The following is a 16,641-nucleotide window of genomic DNA, read 5'->3' as shown; positions in this document are numbered from 1 at the left end:
GCTCAGGCTACGACAACCCGGTGACCAGGTAGGTCGGGTTCGGCTACTCGTCGGCATAGCCCGGATGGGCCACGTCGAGCCGATATCGCACCAGTGTCCGCAGGACGGGCTCGAGCTCCGGACCACGGCCGTCGAAGTCCCCGTCGCGGATCGCACGAGCCAGGGATTGCTCGTCCTCGAATCCCAGCAGCCCCGGTTCCGCGCCCTGTTGTGAGAGTTCCCGCTCGACGATCCGCAGCGCGTTCGCCGCGACGCGGGCATGAAAGTTCACGGCGCCCACGTCGGCCGGCCGACTGTTCGGGCCAGTGGCGTCGCGTACTTCCGTCTCCAGGAACTCGGCCACCGCGGCGACCAGTTCGGCGGCGGTGGGACGGTAGTGGCTCATCGGTCCTCCAGGAGGTCGAGCAGGTCCCATTCGGTCTCGCACACCCGCCGGCCGATGGTGGCCAACTCCACTGATCTGGTGTGTCCGGACAGGTGCCGTTCCGCCTGGTACCGGCAGATGATGCCCCAGCGCAAGGTGGCGGACACCAGCCACCAGTGAAAGGCTTTGCGGTCCAGAGTGATTCCGCTGGTGTGCTCGTAGGCGGTCAGGAAGTCCTCGATACTGCCCAGGCCACCGGCGTCGAGCGTCCGCGGCGCCCCGAAGCGCCAGGCCCGAATGCAGAACCAGGCCAGGTCCTCGGCGCGCGAGCCCAGATGGGTGAGCTCCCAATCCAGCACCGCGGCCAGCCGGCTGCCGTCGACGATCAGGTTGCCCATCCGGAAGTCGCCGTGAACCAGCACGGCATCGCCGGTGTCCGGCGGCTGATTGTGCGCCAGCCAGCGGAAAGCCCACTCGAAAGTGGCGGTGGTGTCGCCGATCTCGTCGAGCTCGCGTCGCCACGAACTCAGCTGGTCTTCGCTCGAGAGGCCGACGCCGGTGGGGTCGGCGCGGTGGATCGCCGCCAGCGCTTCGGCGCACTGCCCGAGGAGGGTGGCCCGGCCGTCGTCGTCGAGTGCGCGCTGGATCTTGCGGACGATGGTCTCGCCCGGTACGAAGTCGCACACCAGGAACGGATTGCCCAGGGCGGCAACTGAATTGCTGGCCGCCAGGACGTGCGGCACCGGTGCGCCCGCTGCCGCGGCCCGGGACAGTGCGGCAGCCTCCAGTTCCATGCCGGCGTGGATCTCGTCGGGCGGCCCGACGCGCAGGATCAACGCGCGCGCCCCGGTTGCGGTGACCGCATCGAACGCCCACGTCGCGCGGCTGGCCCCGCCGGTCAGCTCGCGCAGGTTCTGGACGTCGACGTCTCCGAGGCCGGGTTCCAGCACCCGGGCGACTGCCGCGGCGTCGATCACTTGCGTCCGAACTTCAGCATCCGCTGCGCCACCCGGCGAATCTGAATCTCTTCCGCGCCTTCGGTGATCCGGTAGCGGCGGTGGTGTCGGTAGATGTGCTCGAACGGCTCGTGCCGGCTGTAGCCGACGCCGCCATGGATCTGCATGGCCCGGTCGGCAGCCTCGCACACCAGTCTGTTGGCTCGGTAGTTGGCCATCGACACCTTGTCGGAGACCTCCATGTGGTGATCACGATCCAGATGCCAGGCCGCGAAATACACCAGCAGCCGGACCATCTGGGCCTCGGTCTGCAGCTCGGCCAGCGGCCACTGCACGGCCTGGTTCACCGCCAGCGGCTTGCCGAACACCACGCGCTCGCCGGCGTACTGCGCGGCGCGGTCGATGCAGTACTGCGCGGCGCCCAGACTGCTGGCGGCCTGGCGAATGCGGTTCTCGTGCAGGAACGTCTGGCCGACCTCCAAGCCGTGGTCCACCTCGCCCAGCACCGCATCTTCCGGCACGCGAACATCTTTCAGTTCGACCTCACCGTGGTCGCTCGGCATGTTGAACGTCCACCAGTAGTACGGCACGGTGAAGCCCGGGGTGTCGGTGGGGACCAGGAACGCGGTGATCCCGACTGCCTGACCGGGCTCGCCCGAGGTGCGCGCGAAGATCAGGTCGTGCGTGGCCCGGTGGACTCCGGTGTTCCAGCGCTTGCGGCCGTTGATGATCCAGCCGTCGCCGTCCCGGACGGCGGTGGTCTCGAGCCAGGTGGCGTCGCTGCCGTGGTCGGGTTCGGTGAGCCCGAACGCCATGGATCGCTCGCCGGTGATCATGGCCTCGACCCATTCGGCTTGCTGCGCCGCGGTGCCGAATCGGCTCATCATGATGACCTGCGGGAAGTTGCCGACGATCGACGATTCGTCCTGCAGGTCGTTGTGGAGCCCAAGGCCCTTGTGCGCCAGGTGTTCCCGGATGACAGCCATGTCCAGATTGGTGCCGTCGCGGCCGCCGAACTCGCGGGGCAGGCCGTACCGCAGCCAGCCGGCGGCGTCGGCCCGCCGCCGCATCTCGTCGAGCAGGTCCTCCCATTCCCGGGCCGGCACACCGCCGTTCTCCAGATCGGTGCGGGCGAATTCCCGTCGTCGGTCGAAGTACTGCAGGTTCTCCCGTTCCAGCGGCTTGATCTCTGCCTCGATGAAGGCATCCATCTCAGCCAGTAGGCCCGGAAGGTGTTCCGGTAGCGCGAAATCCACGGTGATCTCTTCTTTCGGTCAGAAGCCGTACAGGGTTTTCTTCCAGATGGTCGACAGCGTGGTGATGGCATCCTCGTCGCTGATCCGGAGTTCGGATCCGGGGCTGCCGACCACCACCACGGTGAAGTTCTCGAACAGCAGCGCGATGGCGGCGGCGATGTGTTCGGGGTTGAGGCCCTCGGCGTAACCCTGTGCGGCAGCGTGGCGTACCGAGTCGGCGACCATGTCCATGCCGAAACGACGGAACTCGTGCTGCACCTTGGCGAATCGCGGTTGGGTGGCGCCCAGTTGGGCGACCGCGATCATGATGCCGATGTTCTGCTTGAAGAGGTTCCAGTACCCGGTCACGACCGTGGTGAAGTAGTCGGTGTCCTCGGGCGATTCCGGCAGCGGCACACTCATGCCCGAGGGGGTGACGATGTCGTGCAGGAACGACTCGGCCAGTGCGGCCAGTAGGTCTTCCTTGTCGTTGAAGTAGCGGTAGAACACCGCCGACGACTTGCCCGCGGCCGACGTGATGTCGGCCAGCGTGGTGCCGTGAAAGCCGCGCTCGGCGAACAGTTTCCGCGCCGCCAGCTCGATGGCCTCGCGGGTCTGGCGGCCCTTGGCGGTCAGGGTGTCGGTCGGCATGCTCAGTCCAGGAGCCGGTCGCCGGCGCGCAGGAGCGCGCTGGGCAGTTCATGGCCGACCACCCGCTGTGCCACCATGGCCGCGTCGATGGCCAGGTTTAGGTCGATACCGGTGTCGATGTCGCTGTCCCGCAACAGATAAACCAGATCCTCGGTCGCGATGTTGCCGGTCGCGCCGGGTGCGAACGGGCAGCCGCCCAGCCCACCCACCGACGCGTCGAGTCGGGTGACACCGGCCTGCACGGCGGCGTAGGCACTGGCGAGGCCGGAGCCCCGGGTGTTGTGGAAATGGGCGCCGAGCGGCAGGTCCCCGATGACCGGGCGGACCCGGTTGATCAGGTCGGCGACGCGCCGCGGCGTGGTGGTACCGATGGTGTCGGCGATGGCGACCCGGTCCGCACCGAATTCGCTTGCTGCCACTGCGATCTCAACGACTCTGCTCGGGTCGGTCGGTCCATCGAAGGGACAGTCCCACGCGGTGGCGATGATGACCTCGGCGCTGGCTCCGCTGTCGTGGGCCAGTCCCACGATGTCGGCGATCAGGGCCGTGGACTCGGCCGTCGACCGACCGACGTTGGCCTGGCTGTGGCTGTCGGCGGCGGACACCACGTACTCCAGGGACAGTATGCCGGCGGCCAGCGCGCGGCCCGCGCCACCCGGCCCGGCCACCAGTGCGGAGAATTCGACATCCGGAAATGCGGACAGCGCGGCTGCCACTTCGGGGGCGTCGGCCAGCGCCGGCACCTTCGACGGCGACACGAACGCCGTTGCCTCGACTTCCTTCACCCCGGTGGCGACGATGGCTTCGAGCAGTTCGAGCTTGGCCGACAACGGGATCGGGTCTTCGAGTTGCAGGCCGTCACGCAGGCAGACCTCGCGGACGGTGACGAACGCCGGTAGGTCTGTCACAGCACACCCTCCGCACGCAGCGCGGCCAACTGCTCGCCTTCGAGACCGAGCAGCCGGCCGAACACCTCCTCGTTGTCCTGACCTGGCCGCGCCGAACCGCCGTTGCGGATGGTTCCGGGCGTGTCCGACAGCACCGGGACGACGCCGGGGCCCTTGACATTGCGTTGCACGCGTTCGTCCCAGTGGTCGGCGATCATGTTGCGCGCCTGCAGCTGTGGGTCTTGCACCACTTCGGCGACGGTGTTGATGGGTCCGCTGATCACTCCGGCCTCCGACAGTGTGGCGATGATGTCGTGGGGCTCACGCTGCGCTGCCCAGTCGCCGATGATCTTGTCGAGTTCGTCCTGGTTGCGGCCCCGCGCCAGATGGTCGACGAACCGCTCGTCGGTCGCCAGCTCCGGGCTGCCCATCGCCTGGCACAGCCGGCGGAACACCGTGTCCTGGTTGGCCGCGATCACCACCCAGCTGCCGTTGGCGCTCTGATAGATGTTCGACGGCGCGATGCCTTCGAGCCGGGTGCCCGACGGTCCACGCACCACGCCGCCGATGTCGTAGTCCGGAATGGTGGATTCCTGGATGGCCAAACAACTTTCGGTGAGTGCCGTATCCACGACCTGCCCCTCGCCCGTGACGCTGCGCCGGTACAGCGCGGCGAGCGCGCCTTGCGCGGCGAACATGCCGGCGAGGCTGTCGCCCAGCGACAACGCGAGCCGCGGGGGAGGACCGCCGGGGAAACCGTTCATGTGCCGCAGCCCGCTCGCCGCCTCGGCGACCGACGCGTATCCGGCCTTGCCGGCGTCCGGGCCCGTCTGTCCGTAGCCCGACACCCGCACCAGGATGATGCCCCGATTGTGCGCGCGCAGAACGTCGTAACCCAGGTTCCATTTCTCGAGGGTGCCCGGCCGGAAGTTCTCGACGATGACATCGGACATCTCGACGAGTTCGAGGAACAGTTCCCGGCCGCGTTCGGTGCGCAGGTCCAGCGTCACGGCTTTCTTGTTGCGCGCGTGGACCGTCCAGAAGAAGCGGTGTCCGTCGAGTTCCGCCTGGCCCCACGTCCGTAAGGGATCGGGCGAGGACGGCAACTCGATCTTGAGGACCTCGGCGCCCATGTCGCCGAGCAGCCGGCCGGCGAACGGGCCGGAGATCAGCGTGCCGAGTTCGAGCACCCTGATGCCGTCCAGAGCCCCCGTCGTCACAGCGAGAACCCCTGTCGGTGCAGCCAATCGGTGCAGATGCCGACGGCCTGTCGCAGCGTGCCGCGCTGATCCGGCCCCGAGTAGTAGTGGTTGGCGCCGGGAATCTCGTGCATCTCTTTGTCCGGATGCCCGATGGCCTCGAACAGCCGCCGGGTGTGGCTGGGCGTGCAGGCGTCATCGGCGAGGTTACCGATCACCAGTGTCGGCACCGCGATGTCGGGACCCGCCTTCACGGCGTCACCGTTGGCATCGTCGTAACTCCATTGCGACAGCCAGCTGCGCAGCGTACAGAATCGGGCCAGGCCGACGGGGCTCATGTTCACCACTTCAGGATCCCCCAGATAGCACTGCCCCGGGGTGCGTTCGTTGGGATCGACCGTCGGGTCGAGCCAACGCGGGTCGGCCATGGTGCCGTGCACGACGAACGCGAACTCGTCATCGGGGCGGCCGGCGGCCTTCAGTTCCGCGAGTTTTTCCTTGACCCACTTGGTGATTCGCCGGTTCCGGGCGACCTGTGCCTCGTGGTACCGCGCCAGGAACTCGGGGGTGTACGGCGGTCGGTTCGGGTTGTCCGGGTTGTAGAGATCGAGTTCCGGGTCGCGCTTCGACGGGTCGTTCTCATCGAGGATGGAGGCATCCATCCACTCGGTCATGGTGCCGTGGCGACTGATGTGGGCGGCCAGCAGCATCAGGCCGTCCGCCGGGATCAGGCCCAGCTTGGTCAGGTCGGGCCCGTCCCCCGAGGGGCTGGCGGTCACCGTCGGGTGTTGCGCCTGCTGCTGGTAGAACACCGACAGCGAGCCGCCGCCACTCCAGCCGGCGAGGACCACCTTCGAGTAGCCCAGCCGGTTCTTGGCGTCTTTGATGCACTCGCCGAGGTCCTCGACCACCTTCTCCATCAGCAGCGCGGAGTCGGTGCCGCGGAACCGGCTGTTGCAGTAGATGACGTGGTGGCCGGCGCGGGCCAGCGCGTTGATCATCGGCAGGTAGGCACCGCCCCCGATGGGGTGCATGAACACCAGGACCGTGTCCGACGGCTTGTCTTTGGGCTTGAGCAGATAGCTCTCCAACACGACGAGTTCGGCGACGCCGCCGTACACATCTCGGACCGCCGAGTTGTTCTGGTACGCAACCAGATACGGGATGCGGTCGTAGTCGTGCTTCACAGGCGCTTCAACAGTCATCAGTGTTGCCCCAGATCGTTGGCGAGGATTTCGGCGGATGGTGTGAGACGTCGGCGCGTGTCGATGGCGATCACCGACCAGTCGACGCGGTCGTATTGGTCGAACTTGCGGCGGGCACGCTCACGTGCGGCTTCCGGTGCACCGTGGTGAACCCCTTGCGGCGCATGGGAAACCAGTCCGGGTGGCATCGGGATCCCGTAGAGCGAGCCGGAGTGGAAGAACGCGATCTCGTCGTAGTCGACGTTGCGGTGATACCAGGGGGTGCGCTCGGTACCCGGCACGCTCTCGGCCGGCTTGGGCAGGAAGTTCATGACGTAGACGCCGGTCGCCTGCATGAACAGGTGCACCGTCGGCGGCAGGTGCACGCTCTCGGAGGTGATGACGGTGTAGTCCTCGATGTTGAAGGTGAACGGGAAGTTGTCGCCCCGCCAGCCCTCCACATCGAGCGGATTGTGTTGGTAGAAGAGCGAAGTCGGTCCGCCGTCGTGGTAGAGCCGGACCTCGTATTCGTCCCGCCCGTCGTCGTCGATCGGTTCCGGTTCGGGGATGGTGACCTGCGCCGGGTCGAACGGGAAGTGCCGTCCCAGCGTGCCTGCCGGCGGCACCCGGAAGTCGTCGGTGGCCTGGATCATGAGCCAGGTGGACTCGTCATCGGGCACCTGCCGGAACGTGCACGCCTTGGGGATGTAGACCCAGTCGCCCTCGCGGTAGCGCAGCGGGCCGAACTCCGTCTCCAGCAGCCCAGAACCCTTGTGTACGAACAGGAGTAGATCACCGTCGACGTAGCGGACGAAGAACGGCATCTCCGTGCTCCGCCGGCTCAGCAGCACCTGGCAGTCCGCGTTGGAGAACATCAGCAGGGGAGCGCCCTGGGGATCGGCCGCGTCGGACGGTTTCAGTTCGGACGACAGCACGTCGGTGGGCCGCAGCGGGCCGACGGTGCGGTAAGCGGTCGGATCGTTGCGCCGGTACATGTTGGCGGTACGGCCGACGAATCCGCCGCGCCCGAGTTCATCGTCCTTGAGTCCGTCGAGGTCGGCGTGTACCCGCTTCGGGGTCCGGCCTTTTCGCAGGTGGACGAATGATTCCATGCTGGACTCCTCGAGGATCGGGCAGCAAAACTGAAAGTGACATTACTTTTGGTTTAGGTGGTAGGCAAGGGTGAATCGATCCGCGCGCCGGGGTGTACGCGATTCTGCGGCGAGGGCGCGGTGATCGATTGCCTAGACCATGGAAGTGCGCGGGATCTTCATGCCGAGCGCGAGTGCGCCGGCCAGCTCCCGGCTGGTGTCGTAGTCGAACACGACGTGCCCGGCCAGCACGTCGACGTCGCGCTTGAAGCGTTGCATCGGACTCGACAGGAAATGGATGCTGGCCCCGCCGGCGCCCATGAGCTCGCCGATCACCGCGCGTGATTCGGCAACGATGTGTGCGGCCGCCAGCCGCGCTTGTGCCCGCACGGGTTTCTCGACGGAATCGCCTGCGACGACGATCGCCTCGATCTCCCCGACGGTGTCGGCAAGCAGGGCGCGCAGTGACCGCAACCGGACCTGCGCTCCGGCCAGGTGCGCCTGGGCAATCGGCTTGTCCTTCTGCATGACGCCCTCGTACGGCAGTACCCGCTCGGCCAAGCGCTGCGCGTAGCTCTCTGTCACCCGCTCGGCGCTGCCCAGGGCTGGCATCGCCGCGAGCAGGGCCAGTGCCGGCACCATGGGCCAGCGGTAGGTGGCGCTGTCGTGCAGTCCCGCGCCGGGCGCGGTGCCGGCATAGATGTCGGTGACCTTGACCAGGCGGTGCTCGGGCACGAATACGTCCGTGGCGACGACGTCGTTGGAGCCGGTGGCCCGCATCCCGTCGGTGTGCCAGACGTCCTCGACGCTGACGGCACTGATCGGCAAGAGCGCCAGGGCGGGGTAGATGCCGTCATCCGGCCCGCAGAGCGCGGCGACGATGATCCAGTTGCCGTGCATGACCCCTGTGGCCCAGGACCAGCGCCCGGACAGCCGGATGCCGCCGTCGGCCGGCAGCCCTCTGCCGGTCGGGGCCAGCGGTGCCGGTGCCAGGAAGGGCCGGCTGTCGAACGCCTCCTGCTGGGCCTGCTCGCCGAACAGCGCCAGCATCCAGTTGTGCAGCGTCAGGAACCCGATGGTCCAGGCGCTCGAGGTGCAGCCGTGGGCAAGGCGGCGCACCGGATCGAGGATGTCGGGGAACGGTGCCTCCTGTCCGCCGAAGCGTGCGGGCACCAGAAGCTCGGTGAAACCGGACGCGATCAGGTCGCTCACGGTGTCGTCGGGGAGGCGGCGGAGTTCTTCGGCCTCGGCGGCGCGTTCACCGAGTGCGGTGACGAACCCATCGGTGATGCCGGCCTGCGTTTTCAACATGCGCCGGACCGTACCATACCTTTTAGTATGGAGGTCAGGTCGCGAGCATCAGGTCGAGGAATCGTTCGCTGCGCGCGGCCAGCCGCGGATGCGGGGAGTCGCCCGAGAGGTGCAGGAATCCGATGCCGACAGCGAAGGTGGCGTCGGCCCGCAGTTCGGCCTCGTCGGCGTCGAAGCCGTAATCCTCGAACGCGCGCCGGACCGCGGCGAGAATGCGCCGGTCCGCGGCCCGCACGCTCTCGGCGACGGCCTCATCCGAGCGCGCCCACTCCCGCATGGCCCGTTCCAGCGTCCAATGCCTGGGGCTGACCAGCGAATTCATCATGCGGACCAATCGGTCGCGCGGGGCCAGGGCGCCGATCTCCTCGATCTGGCTGCGGTCGGCGTCGCGCAGCTCGCTCCAGCCCTGGATGAGAGCTGTCCGGTAGGCGGCGATGTTGGTGAAATGCCAGTAGAAGCTGCCTTTGGTGACCTTCAGTCGAGCGCACAACCGGTCGATCTTGAGGGCCTTCAGGCCCTCTTCGGCCAGGATCGCGTACCCGGCCGCGCGCCAGTCGTCGATCCCCAACCGGCCGCCGGCTCGGGCGTCCGGCAGCTCGTCGACCTGGTCCCGATCGCTCGTCACAAACGGCAGCCTACGGCCGGATGAACACCGCGCGGCTTTGCGTCAGGGTGGTAGCTGAACGGTACGAAGTCCGCAACAACCTGGTCTCAAGCCGGAATCGGGGGTTCCTCGGCGTGTCCGGTGCGTGTTTTACTGCCCACATACAACTGAATCATTCGGTGCGTTCAGTTCCCGTACCAGGCTGAGCCGCCGCACACAGCTGCGAGTGATCGCGGCTGTGCCACCAACGCCGTTCGAGCGCGTGGAGTGGGCACGATACCCGGTACCTGATACTGAAATGGGATTGTGAATGTTCGTTGACAAGCTTCGCGGCCGCTGGGCGCGCAGGGTCGCCGGCGCCGTCTCGGCCGTCGCCCTGCTCCCGGGTCTCATCGGACTTGCCGGCCAGACAGCGACCGCCGGTGCGTTCTCGCGCCCCGGCCTGCCGGTCGAATACCTCCAGGTGCCGTCGCCGTCCATGGGCCGCGACATCAAGGTGCAGTTCCAGAGCGGTGGCAACGGTTCGCCTGCGGTGTACCTGCTCGACGGTCTGCGCGCACAGGACGACTACAACGGCTGGGACATCAACACCGCCGCCTTCGAGTGGTACCTCGGTTCCGGTCTGTCGATCGTCATGCCGGTCGGCGGCCAGTCCAGCTTCTACACCGACTGGTACAAGCCGGCGTGTGGCAAGGCGGGCTGCTCCACCTACAAGTGGGAGACCTTCCTGACCTCGGAGCTGCCGCAGTGGCTGCAGGCCAACCGGGAGGTCAAGCCGACCGGTAGTGCCGCCGTCGGCCTCTCGATGGCCGGCTCGTCGTCCATGACCCTGGCGATCTGGCACCCCGACCAGTTCATCTACGCCGGTTCGATGTCGGGCTTCCTGAACCCGTCCGAGGGCTGGTGGCCGTTCCTGATCAACGTCTCGATGGGCGACGCCGGCGGCTACAAGGCCGACGACATGTGGGGCTCGACGGGCGACCCGAACAACGCCTGGCAGCGCAACGACCCGATGGTCAACATCCCGCGGCTCGTCGCCAACAACACCCGCCTGTGGGTCTACTGCGGTAACGGCAACCCGAGCGAGCTCGGTGGTGACAACGTGCCGGCCAAGTTCCTCGAGGGGCTGACCATCCGCACCAACCGCACCTTCCAGGACAACTACCTGGCCGCGGGCGGCAACAACGGCGTGTTCAACTTCCCCGACAGCGGCACCCACGACTGGGGCTACTGGGGCCAGCAGCTGCAGGCCATGAAGCCTGACCTGCAGCGTGTGCTGGGCGCCAACCCGTCCTCGTAACCTCGACAGCAGACAGGCCCCGGGAGCAATCCCGGGGCCTGTCTGCTTATCACAGTGTGGTGGCTACCGTGCCCCAGTAGCCCGGTCGTGGTGCCGGGCTACCGGAGCCCCGGTCACTTGAGCTGTGCCGACGACAGGCCCAGCAGCCGCCGGGCCACGACGAGCTGCTGAATCTGCTGCGTGCCCTCGAAGATGTCGAGAATCTTCGAGTCGCGGGCCCACTTCTCCAGCAGTGTCTGCTCGGAATAGCCTGTGGTGCCTGCCAATTCGACGGCCTTGAGGGTGACGTCGGTGCCCATGCGCCCGGCCTTGGCCTTGCTCATGGACGCTTCCTTCGAGTTCGGGATCTTGTTGTCGGCCTGCCAGGCGGCGCGCAGCGACAGCAGGTACGCGGCCTCCCAGTCGGACTCCATCCGGAGGAACTCCGCGGCCGGTGCGCTCTGCGCGTGGGCCGGCTTGTCGTACGAGATCTCGATGCCCGCGTCGGTCAGGATCGCCCGCAGCTCCTCCAGGGCGGCACGGCCCACGCCGATCGCCATGGCGGCGACCATCGGACGGGTGTTGTCGAAGGTCTCCATGACCCCACCAAAACCCTTGTCCACCTTGACCTCCGGATCGCCCAGGAGGTAATCCTTCGGGACCCGGCAGTTGTCGAAGCGGATGACCGCGGTGTCGGAGGCCTTGATGCCCAGCTTGTGCTCGAGGCGTTCAACGATGACGCCGGGGTGCTCGCGCGGCACGACGAACGACTTGATGGCGGCACGGCCCAGCGACTTGTCGACGGTCGCCCACACCACGATGTGGGTGGCGCGCGAGCCGGCGGTGACGAAGATCTTCTCGCCGTTGATGACGTACTCGTCACCATCGAGCACGGCGGTGGTGGTGACCGCCGCGGAGTCGGAACCGAAGCTGGGCTCGGTGATGGCCATGGCGGCCCACACCTTGCCCCACTTGGACAGCTGGTCCTTGGTGGCGACCGCGGAGATGGCGGCATTGCCCAGGCCCTGGTAGGGCACGGTCAGCAGCAGGGCGACGTCGCCCCAGCTGACCTCGAGCGCGTTCAGCAGCGCAGACATGTTGGCGCCGTTGACGTTTGCGTGCTTGCTCTTGGATTCGTTGGCCGAGAAGCCGGCGCCGGCCACCGAGACGGTGTTCGATTCCTGCACGCCCTCGAACAGGCTGGCCAGGGTGTCGAGCTCGGACGGGTAGGCATGCTCGGCGAGGTCGTACTTACGGGAGATCGGGCGGAGCATCTCGGCGGCGCCCTGATGTCCCTTTTCCGCGACTGCCTTCAGTTTGCGGGGCAGTTCCAGATTGATTGCCATGATTGGTCTTTCGGGTAAGTTCGGAAGAGTTGGACTACCGGGCCGGCTTACAGAACCACGACACCCTCGGCGACGCCGAGTGCCCGCAGATCGCGGTACCAGCGCTCAACCGGGTGTTCCTTGGTGTAGCCATGGCCACCGAGCAGCTGCACGCCGTCGAGGCCGATCTGCATGCCCTTGTCGGCGGCGAACCGCTTGGCCAGGGCGCCTTCACGCAGGAAGGTCATGCCCTGCTCGGCACGCGAGGCACCGCGCCAGACGATGAGGCGCAGGCCGTCCAGTTCGATGGCGATGTTGGCGCACATGAACGCCACCGCCTGGCGGTTGGCGATCGGCTCGCCGAACGCCTGGCGCTCCTTGACGTAGGGCACCACGTAGTCGAGCACCGCGTGCGAGGTGCCGACTGCCAGTGCGGCCCAACCCAATCGGGACAGCGCGATGGCCTCGGCGTAGTCGTTGTCGGTCGCCTCGTCCTCGCCCAGGCGGTTGGCCAGCGGCACCGCGACGTTGTCCAGCTCGATCTTGCCCAGGGCCGCCGCGCGGATGCCCATGCTCGGGTCGGCCGTGATCGACAGCCCCTCGGAGTTGGACTCGACGATGAACAGCGCCGGCTTGCCGTCGAGCTGCGCGCCGATGATGAACAGCTCGGCGTCGGCGGCGGCCGGAACCAGAGACTTGACGCCGTTGAGGCGGTAGCCGCTGGGGGTGCGGACCGCGGTGGTCCGCAGCGCCGTCGGGTCGAAGAGTGTGTGCGGCTCGGCGATTGCGACACAGGCCTGCGGCACGTTCTCGCCGGCGAACGACGGCAGGTAGGTGGCCTGCTGGCCGGCGCTGCCCCAACGGGTCAGGGCCGACGCCACGCCGCCCGGGGCCAGGATCGGCAAGGCCAGGCCCATGTCGCCGTATGCCAGGGCCTCGGCAACCAGCGCCGTGGTGACGGTGCTCTGGGAAGAGGCGATGCCGTCGAACTCCTCGGGCACGTTGAACGCGGTGATGCCGAGCTCGGCGGACTTGGCGATCAGGTCGGCCGGGTAGGTCGCGGCCGCGTCGGCGTCATGGGCGGCCGGGCGCAGAGTCTCCGCGGAGAACTCGCGGACGGTGTCCACGATCATTTGCTGGTCTTCGTCCGGATTCAGGTCGAAGTAGTCCGACCCGCCCGGCTTCAGGCGCGTCGGGGCGCCGTTCACTCCGGGAATGCGCTTGAACGTCCGGCCCGCGGCGCCGGCGGTGGAAAACGCCGTCTTGATGCCGTACTTCAGGCCGCGGTTCATCGGATCCCGCAGGTTGTACTTGTCCAGGAACTCCTGGCCGACAAAAGGCGTGATCAGCGCCAGACCGATGTCGGTCGCTGTCCGCTTGTGCCGCTGGAGTCCGATGGCGCTCTCCGGGCCCTTGCGCACGGGGCGCTGGGCGGAGCCGGCAGATGTGCCGTTCTGAGGAAGGGTGTTGGTCATTTCGACAGCCTCGCGTCGTTGGGGCAGTGCGTTATGACCGTATCTTACTCCGGAGTAAGGTACGACGCTCGTGTTATCAAATTCACATTCGGGGACTCGGCTGCCTATGCACGAAAACCCGCGCTGAACGCGGGTTTTCGTGCACAAATCGCGGCATCAGGAGAGGGCGGCGAGCACCTTTTCGTGCAGTGATCCATTGGTCGCCACCGCGCTGCCGCCGTGCGGCCCGGGCGCGCCGGCCAGGTTCGTGAACGCCCCGCCGGCCTCGCGGACGACGACGTCCAACGCGGCCAGATCCCAGAGTTTGACCTCCGGTTCGACGGCGATGTCGACCGCACCTTCGGCCAGTAGGCAGTACGACCAGAAGTCGCCGTACGCGCGCACCCGCCACACCGCGTCGGTCAGTGCGACGAAGGCGTCGCGCCGGTCTTCCCAGCCGGTGGTCAGATCAGAGTAGGACAGGCTCGCCGCGTCCAGTGCGTCGACGCCCGATACCGAGATGGGCCGCGTCCGCCCGCCGAATGAACTGAACGCGCCCGCGCCGGTGCCGGCCCACCACCGACGGCCGAGAGCCGGCGCGCTGACGACACCGACGACCGGCACACCGTCCTCGAGAAGGGCGATCAACGTCGCCCACACCGGCACGCCGCGGACGAAGTTCTTGGTGCCGTCGATCGGATCGATGACCCACTGCCGGCCCGCGAAAACCGCTGTGCCCCCGTACTCTTCGCCCAACAGGGCGTCGTCCGGCCGGGCCGCGGCCAACGTCTCGCGCAGCACCCGCTCCACGGACTGGTCGGCATCGGTCACCGGCGTCAGGTCCGGCTTGGTCTCGATGCGCAGGTCCAGCGCGCCGAAGCGATCGAGCGTCACGGCATCGGCCTGATCGGCCAGGGCCAGGGCCAAAGTGACGTCGTCTCGGCGGGACGCGCAATCCGCTGCGCTACTTGCTTGGGTGGCACTCATGAGTGCAGTCCTACCATGAGTGGGTGTGGGAATTCGTCGTGCTCATTGTCTTGCTCGGGGCGCTCGTGCTGCTGGCCGCCCCGTGGTTGCGACGTACGCGTAGCGGGGAGAGCGGGACGCTGCTGATCACCGGCGTCAGTCCGCGGCCGGACGCCACGGGGGAGCAGTTCGTCACCGTCGCCGGAGTCATCAACGGCCCCAGCGTGAACGAGCACGAGGTCTACGGCCGTATCGCGATCGACGTCGCCGAGTGGCCCACGGTGGGCCAGTTGGTCCCCGTCGTCTACTCGCCCAAGAACCCCGACAACTGGAACTTCGCGCCGCACGCCACTCAGGCGTAGTCGGCTCTTTCTCGGACTGCTCCGCGAGTTTGCTCAGCACTCTCTGGGATTTTCGGAAAATGGGTTCAATTCGAGCATTGTCCTGTGCTAATAGATTCACTGTGTGAATAGTCAGCTATCGCATCGAGCTTGCCGGCCGTCTGGCGTGCAGCGCTCGGATTCGACCGTTGGACAGAATCTTTCCGCAGAAGGGGACAACAACGCACATGGCCACGTCTCAGATGTCGGCGACCGGTAGGGCCACCAAGATGATCGGGGCGGCACTCGCCGCAGGCGGATCGCTGCTCCTTGCACCCGCAGGTACGGCATTAGCTGACAGTGGTCCGCTCGACGGCCTGGGCGGCGCCCTGAGCAACGAGGCCGGTTTCGCCCAGCACTTCACCACCCACAACATCGGGGGACTCGAGGGCATCGCGGCCATCAACGCCGGCGGCCTTCAGGCCGGCGTGGGTTCACTGGGTTCGGGCTTGCTGTCCGGGTCGACGGCCACGTCGTCGCTGCTCAACTCAGGCGGCAACCTGACGACATTCGCCGTGCAGGGCATCCTGCGGCCCGGCCACTAGCCGGGTGTGCGCGTACAGGTTGTGAGAACTCGGGTGGATGAGCTCTCAGGCGCGCAGAGTGCGCAATTCGGCGGTGAGGTTGGCCCGCGCCGGAGCTTCCCATTCTGCGTGTCCGTGTGGCGTGCGAAACAGTGCTGGCCCAGCCAGCAACGATGAGAGCAGGGCAGCGCGGCCCTCACGGAATTGGGCGTCGGGCACATGGGCGTACTCGGCGCGCACTGCAGCCACGTAGCGGGCGTAGCGATCGGCGGGAGACGCCAGGATGCGTAGGTCGGCGTCGCAAAGGGTTTCTCCGTTGCGGTCCCCGGGGCCAGGATCATGGGTGGCGGTCAGGCGTACGAGCCGCGCCACTTCGGTCACCAGGCTGTGCTCGACGTCCAGGTTGAAGAGTTCACGTTCGGCGCGGGCGGCGCTTGCCAGCTCGTCGTCCGAGCGCCCGTGATAGACCACATCGTGGTACCACGCCGCCAGCCGAACCGCAGTCGGGTCGGCCGCATGTGCGGCCAACTGGTCGACACTGCGCAGAACATCACACAGGTGGTCGAGGTCGTGATAACGCCGTGACGGTTCTGCCCACGACGCGATCACTGCCCGTCCTGTCTGGGCGATGTCAACCGCCGCGCCAGCGTGAGGTGCGAGGAGTTCGTACCAGGATCGGTGCAGTTCGCCGATCTGGTCATCGGCGTTGTCAACTGTCACTGTGCGTAGTCCGGCGGGAGTTGGATGGGGTCCAGAGGTTTGCGGCTGCTTCCGGTCCGGGTGTCGTCCACGGCGCACAACCGTTTGCTGGTCGGCCGGCACGTCTTGGGCATGAACCGATGCCATCCGCTCATGATCCGCCCCTTCCTGTCACGCTGCGTCACATGCATGTTAGTCAGCTTGTGCGCGACCGGCACACCATCCTCACCGCTGGTGCGTGGTTATGGCCACATAGTCGTATTTGTGGATACGGCACGGTCGTAGTTGTGGTGCGCATCATGCGCTGCCTGTCGTAATTTCCCGACCGCCTCACGCATGTTTGACGCCGCTTGCATCCATTCGTCGTGGCGACTTTGATGAGCGTCTGCGGCCGATCCTGACCATGTCTCATGTAATTGTGAGACGAGTTGGTCGACGGTTGAAGTGACGGCCTCCGCGTTGTTGTCGAACGCCGCAAGCTTATCGATGAATGAAGACAGGTTTTCGAGTTCGACCCGATAGTGGCTCATGA

General features: G+C 66.9%; 19 protein-coding genes. 3 read left to right on the top strand and 16 right to left on the bottom strand.

The window, feature by feature from the left end; translation table 11 throughout:
- Window positions 1-43: 43 nt before the first annotated feature.
- The 10 genes from ACJEIK_RS19450 to ACJEIK_RS19405 form a co-directional block, all read right to left on the bottom strand.
- Window positions 44-385, bottom strand: a complete 342-nt coding sequence (locus ACJEIK_RS19450; RefSeq protein WP_061002975.1) for a DUF6285 domain-containing protein — start codon at window positions 383-385, stop codon at window positions 44-46.
- Window positions 382-1,341, bottom strand: a complete 960-nt coding sequence (locus ACJEIK_RS19445) for a phosphotransferase family protein (protein WP_133428289.1) — start codon at window positions 1,339-1,341, stop codon at window positions 382-384. The genes ACJEIK_RS19450 and ACJEIK_RS19445 overlap by 4 nt, the downstream gene beginning before the upstream one ends.
- Window positions 1,338-2,576: an acyl-CoA dehydrogenase family protein gene (locus ACJEIK_RS19440; RefSeq protein ID WP_138249939.1), complete on the bottom strand. Its 1,239-nt coding sequence runs from the start codon at window positions 2,574-2,576 to the stop codon at window positions 1,338-1,340. Before ACJEIK_RS19440 ends, ACJEIK_RS19445 begins: the two co-directional genes overlap by 4 nt.
- A gap of 18 nt (window positions 2,577-2,594) precedes the next feature.
- Window positions 2,595-3,206 (bottom strand): TetR/AcrR family transcriptional regulator, encoded by a 612-nt coding sequence (locus ACJEIK_RS19435; RefSeq protein ID WP_061002982.1) that lies wholly within the window; start codon window positions 3,204-3,206, stop codon window positions 2,595-2,597.
- Window positions 3,207-3,208: 2 nt separating this feature from the next.
- Window positions 3,209-4,114, bottom strand: a complete 906-nt coding sequence (locus ACJEIK_RS19430) for a hydroxymethylglutaryl-CoA lyase (protein WP_061002984.1) — start codon at window positions 4,112-4,114, stop codon at window positions 3,209-3,211.
- Entirely contained in the window at window positions 4,111-5,313 is a 1,203-nt protein-coding gene (locus ACJEIK_RS19425) for a CaiB/BaiF CoA transferase family protein (protein ID WP_061002986.1), read from the bottom strand. The genes ACJEIK_RS19430 and ACJEIK_RS19425 overlap by 4 nt, the downstream gene beginning before the upstream one ends.
- Complete coding sequence (locus ACJEIK_RS19420; protein ID WP_064859631.1) at window positions 5,310-6,497, bottom strand: S9 family peptidase; 1,188 nt, start codon at window positions 6,495-6,497, stop codon at window positions 5,310-5,312. The genes ACJEIK_RS19425 and ACJEIK_RS19420 overlap by 4 nt, the downstream gene beginning before the upstream one ends.
- Window positions 6,497-7,588: a homogentisate 1,2-dioxygenase gene (locus ACJEIK_RS19415; RefSeq protein ID WP_061002990.1), complete on the bottom strand. Its 1,092-nt coding sequence runs from the start codon at window positions 7,586-7,588 to the stop codon at window positions 6,497-6,499. The genes ACJEIK_RS19420 and ACJEIK_RS19415 overlap by 1 nt, the downstream gene beginning before the upstream one ends.
- Before the next feature lie 132 nt (window positions 7,589-7,720).
- A complete protein-coding gene (locus ACJEIK_RS19410) occupies window positions 7,721-8,878 on the bottom strand; it encodes an acyl-CoA dehydrogenase family protein (protein WP_064859632.1) in 1,158 nt (385 codons plus the stop codon).
- Window positions 8,879-8,912: 34 nt separating this feature from the next.
- Window positions 8,913-9,503, bottom strand: coding sequence for a TetR/AcrR family transcriptional regulator (locus ACJEIK_RS19405; RefSeq protein ID WP_409430143.1), 591 nt, complete (start codon window positions 9,501-9,503; stop codon window positions 8,913-8,915).
- A gap of 289 nt (window positions 9,504-9,792) precedes the next feature.
- Here ACJEIK_RS19405 and ACJEIK_RS19400 point away from each other — a divergent pair, with 289 nt between their 5' ends.
- Window positions 9,793-10,782 carry an esterase family protein gene (locus ACJEIK_RS19400; RefSeq protein ID WP_064859634.1) on the top strand — a complete coding sequence of 330 codons (990 nt, stop codon included), beginning with the start codon at window positions 9,793-9,795 and terminating at the stop codon, window positions 10,780-10,782.
- A 113-nt stretch (window positions 10,783-10,895) separates the two neighbouring features.
- On the opposite strand, the gene ACJEIK_RS19395 is transcribed toward ACJEIK_RS19400, so the two are convergent.
- The 3 genes from ACJEIK_RS19395 to hisN all read right to left on the bottom strand — a co-directional run bounded on the left by ACJEIK_RS19395 (window position 10,896) and on the right by hisN (window position 14,527).
- Window positions 10,896-12,107 carry an acyl-CoA dehydrogenase family protein gene (locus tag ACJEIK_RS19395; RefSeq protein ID WP_061009402.1) on the bottom strand — a complete coding sequence of 404 codons (1,212 nt, stop codon included), beginning with the start codon at window positions 12,105-12,107 and terminating at the stop codon, window positions 10,896-10,898.
- A gap of 47 nt (window positions 12,108-12,154) precedes the next feature.
- Window positions 12,155-13,561, bottom strand: a complete 1,407-nt coding sequence (locus ACJEIK_RS19390; RefSeq protein ID WP_409430142.1) for an acyl-CoA dehydrogenase family protein — start codon at window positions 13,559-13,561, stop codon at window positions 12,155-12,157.
- Between the two features lie 156 nt (window positions 13,562-13,717).
- Window positions 13,718-14,527, bottom strand: coding sequence for a histidinol-phosphatase (hisN, locus tag ACJEIK_RS19385; protein WP_064859636.1), 810 nt, complete (start codon window positions 14,525-14,527; stop codon window positions 13,718-13,720).
- A gap of 44 nt (window positions 14,528-14,571) precedes the next feature.
- On the opposite strand from hisN, the gene ACJEIK_RS19380 reads away from it, so the two are divergent.
- The gene (locus tag ACJEIK_RS19380) at window positions 14,572-14,868 is read left to right on the top strand and encodes a hypothetical protein (protein ID WP_374704302.1); all 297 of its coding nucleotides are present in this window, start codon (window positions 14,572-14,574) and stop codon (window positions 14,866-14,868) included.
- Between the two features lie 206 nt (window positions 14,869-15,074).
- Window positions 15,075-15,431, top strand: coding sequence for a hypothetical protein (locus ACJEIK_RS19375; protein WP_064859637.1), 357 nt, complete (start codon window positions 15,075-15,077; stop codon window positions 15,429-15,431).
- 45 nt (window positions 15,432-15,476) lie between these two features.
- On the opposite strand, the gene ACJEIK_RS19370 is transcribed toward ACJEIK_RS19375, so the two are convergent.
- The 3 genes from ACJEIK_RS19370 to ACJEIK_RS19360 form a co-directional block, all read right to left on the bottom strand.
- The gene (locus tag ACJEIK_RS19370) at window positions 15,477-16,130 is read right to left on the bottom strand and encodes a metal-dependent phosphohydrolase (RefSeq protein ID WP_244602344.1); all 654 of its coding nucleotides are present in this window, start codon (window positions 16,128-16,130) and stop codon (window positions 15,477-15,479) included.
- Window positions 16,127-16,264: a hypothetical protein gene (locus ACJEIK_RS19365; protein ID WP_209841248.1), complete on the bottom strand. Its 138-nt coding sequence runs from the start codon at window positions 16,262-16,264 to the stop codon at window positions 16,127-16,129. The genes ACJEIK_RS19370 and ACJEIK_RS19365 overlap by 4 nt, the downstream gene beginning before the upstream one ends.
- 87 nt (window positions 16,265-16,351) lie before the next feature.
- A complete protein-coding gene (locus ACJEIK_RS19360) occupies window positions 16,352-16,639 on the bottom strand; it encodes a WXG100 family type VII secretion target (protein WP_082761772.1) in 288 nt (95 codons plus the stop codon).
- Window positions 16,640-16,641 lie beyond the last annotated feature (2 nt).

The sequence above is a fragment of the Mycobacterium sp. SMC-16 genome, assembly GCF_046250085.1.
Classification (GTDB): Bacteria; Actinomycetota; Actinomycetes; order Mycobacteriales; family Mycobacteriaceae; genus Mycobacterium; species Mycobacterium phocaicum.
This window is presented reverse-complemented; position numbering and strand designations above follow the sequence as displayed.

Excerpts from the sequence above, each read along its gene's own strand:
- ACJEIK_RS19450 (WP_061002975.1), bottom strand. The coding sequence starts at position 385 with ATGAGCCACTACCGTCCCACCGCCGCCGAACTGGTCGCCGCGGTGGCC.
- ACJEIK_RS19360 (WP_082761772.1), bottom strand. The coding sequence starts at position 16,639 with ATGAGCCACTATCGGGTCGAACTCGAAAACCTGTCTTCATTCATCGAT.
- ACJEIK_RS19415 (WP_061002990.1), bottom strand. The coding sequence starts at position 7,588 with ATGGAATCATTCGTCCACCTGCGAAAAGGCCGGACCCCGAAGCGGGTA.
- ACJEIK_RS19420 (WP_064859631.1), bottom strand. The coding sequence starts at position 6,497 with ATGACTGTTGAAGCGCCTGTGAAGCACGACTACGACCGCATCCCGTAT.
- ACJEIK_RS19375 (WP_064859637.1), top strand. The coding sequence starts at position 15,075 with ATGGCCACGTCTCAGATGTCGGCGACCGGTAGGGCCACCAAGATGATC.
- ACJEIK_RS19410 (WP_064859632.1), bottom strand. The coding sequence starts at position 8,878 with ATGTTGAAAACGCAGGCCGGCATCACCGATGGGTTCGTCACCGCACTC.
- ACJEIK_RS19390 (WP_409430142.1), bottom strand. The coding sequence starts at position 13,561 with ATGACCAACACCCTTCCTCAGAACGGCACATCTGCCGGCTCCGCCCAG.
- ACJEIK_RS19400 (WP_064859634.1), top strand. The coding sequence starts at position 9,793 with ATGTTCGTTGACAAGCTTCGCGGCCGCTGGGCGCGCAGGGTCGCCGGC.
- hisN (WP_064859636.1), bottom strand. The coding sequence starts at position 14,527 with ATGAGTGCCACCCAAGCAAGTAGCGCAGCGGATTGCGCGTCCCGCCGA.
- ACJEIK_RS19435 (WP_061002982.1), bottom strand. The coding sequence starts at position 3,206 with ATGCCGACCGACACCCTGACCGCCAAGGGCCGCCAGACCCGCGAGGCC.
- ACJEIK_RS19395 (WP_061009402.1), bottom strand. The coding sequence starts at position 12,107 with ATGGCAATCAATCTGGAACTGCCCCGCAAACTGAAGGCAGTCGCGGAA.
- ACJEIK_RS19365 (WP_209841248.1), bottom strand. The coding sequence starts at position 16,264 with ATGAGCGGATGGCATCGGTTCATGCCCAAGACGTGCCGGCCGACCAGC.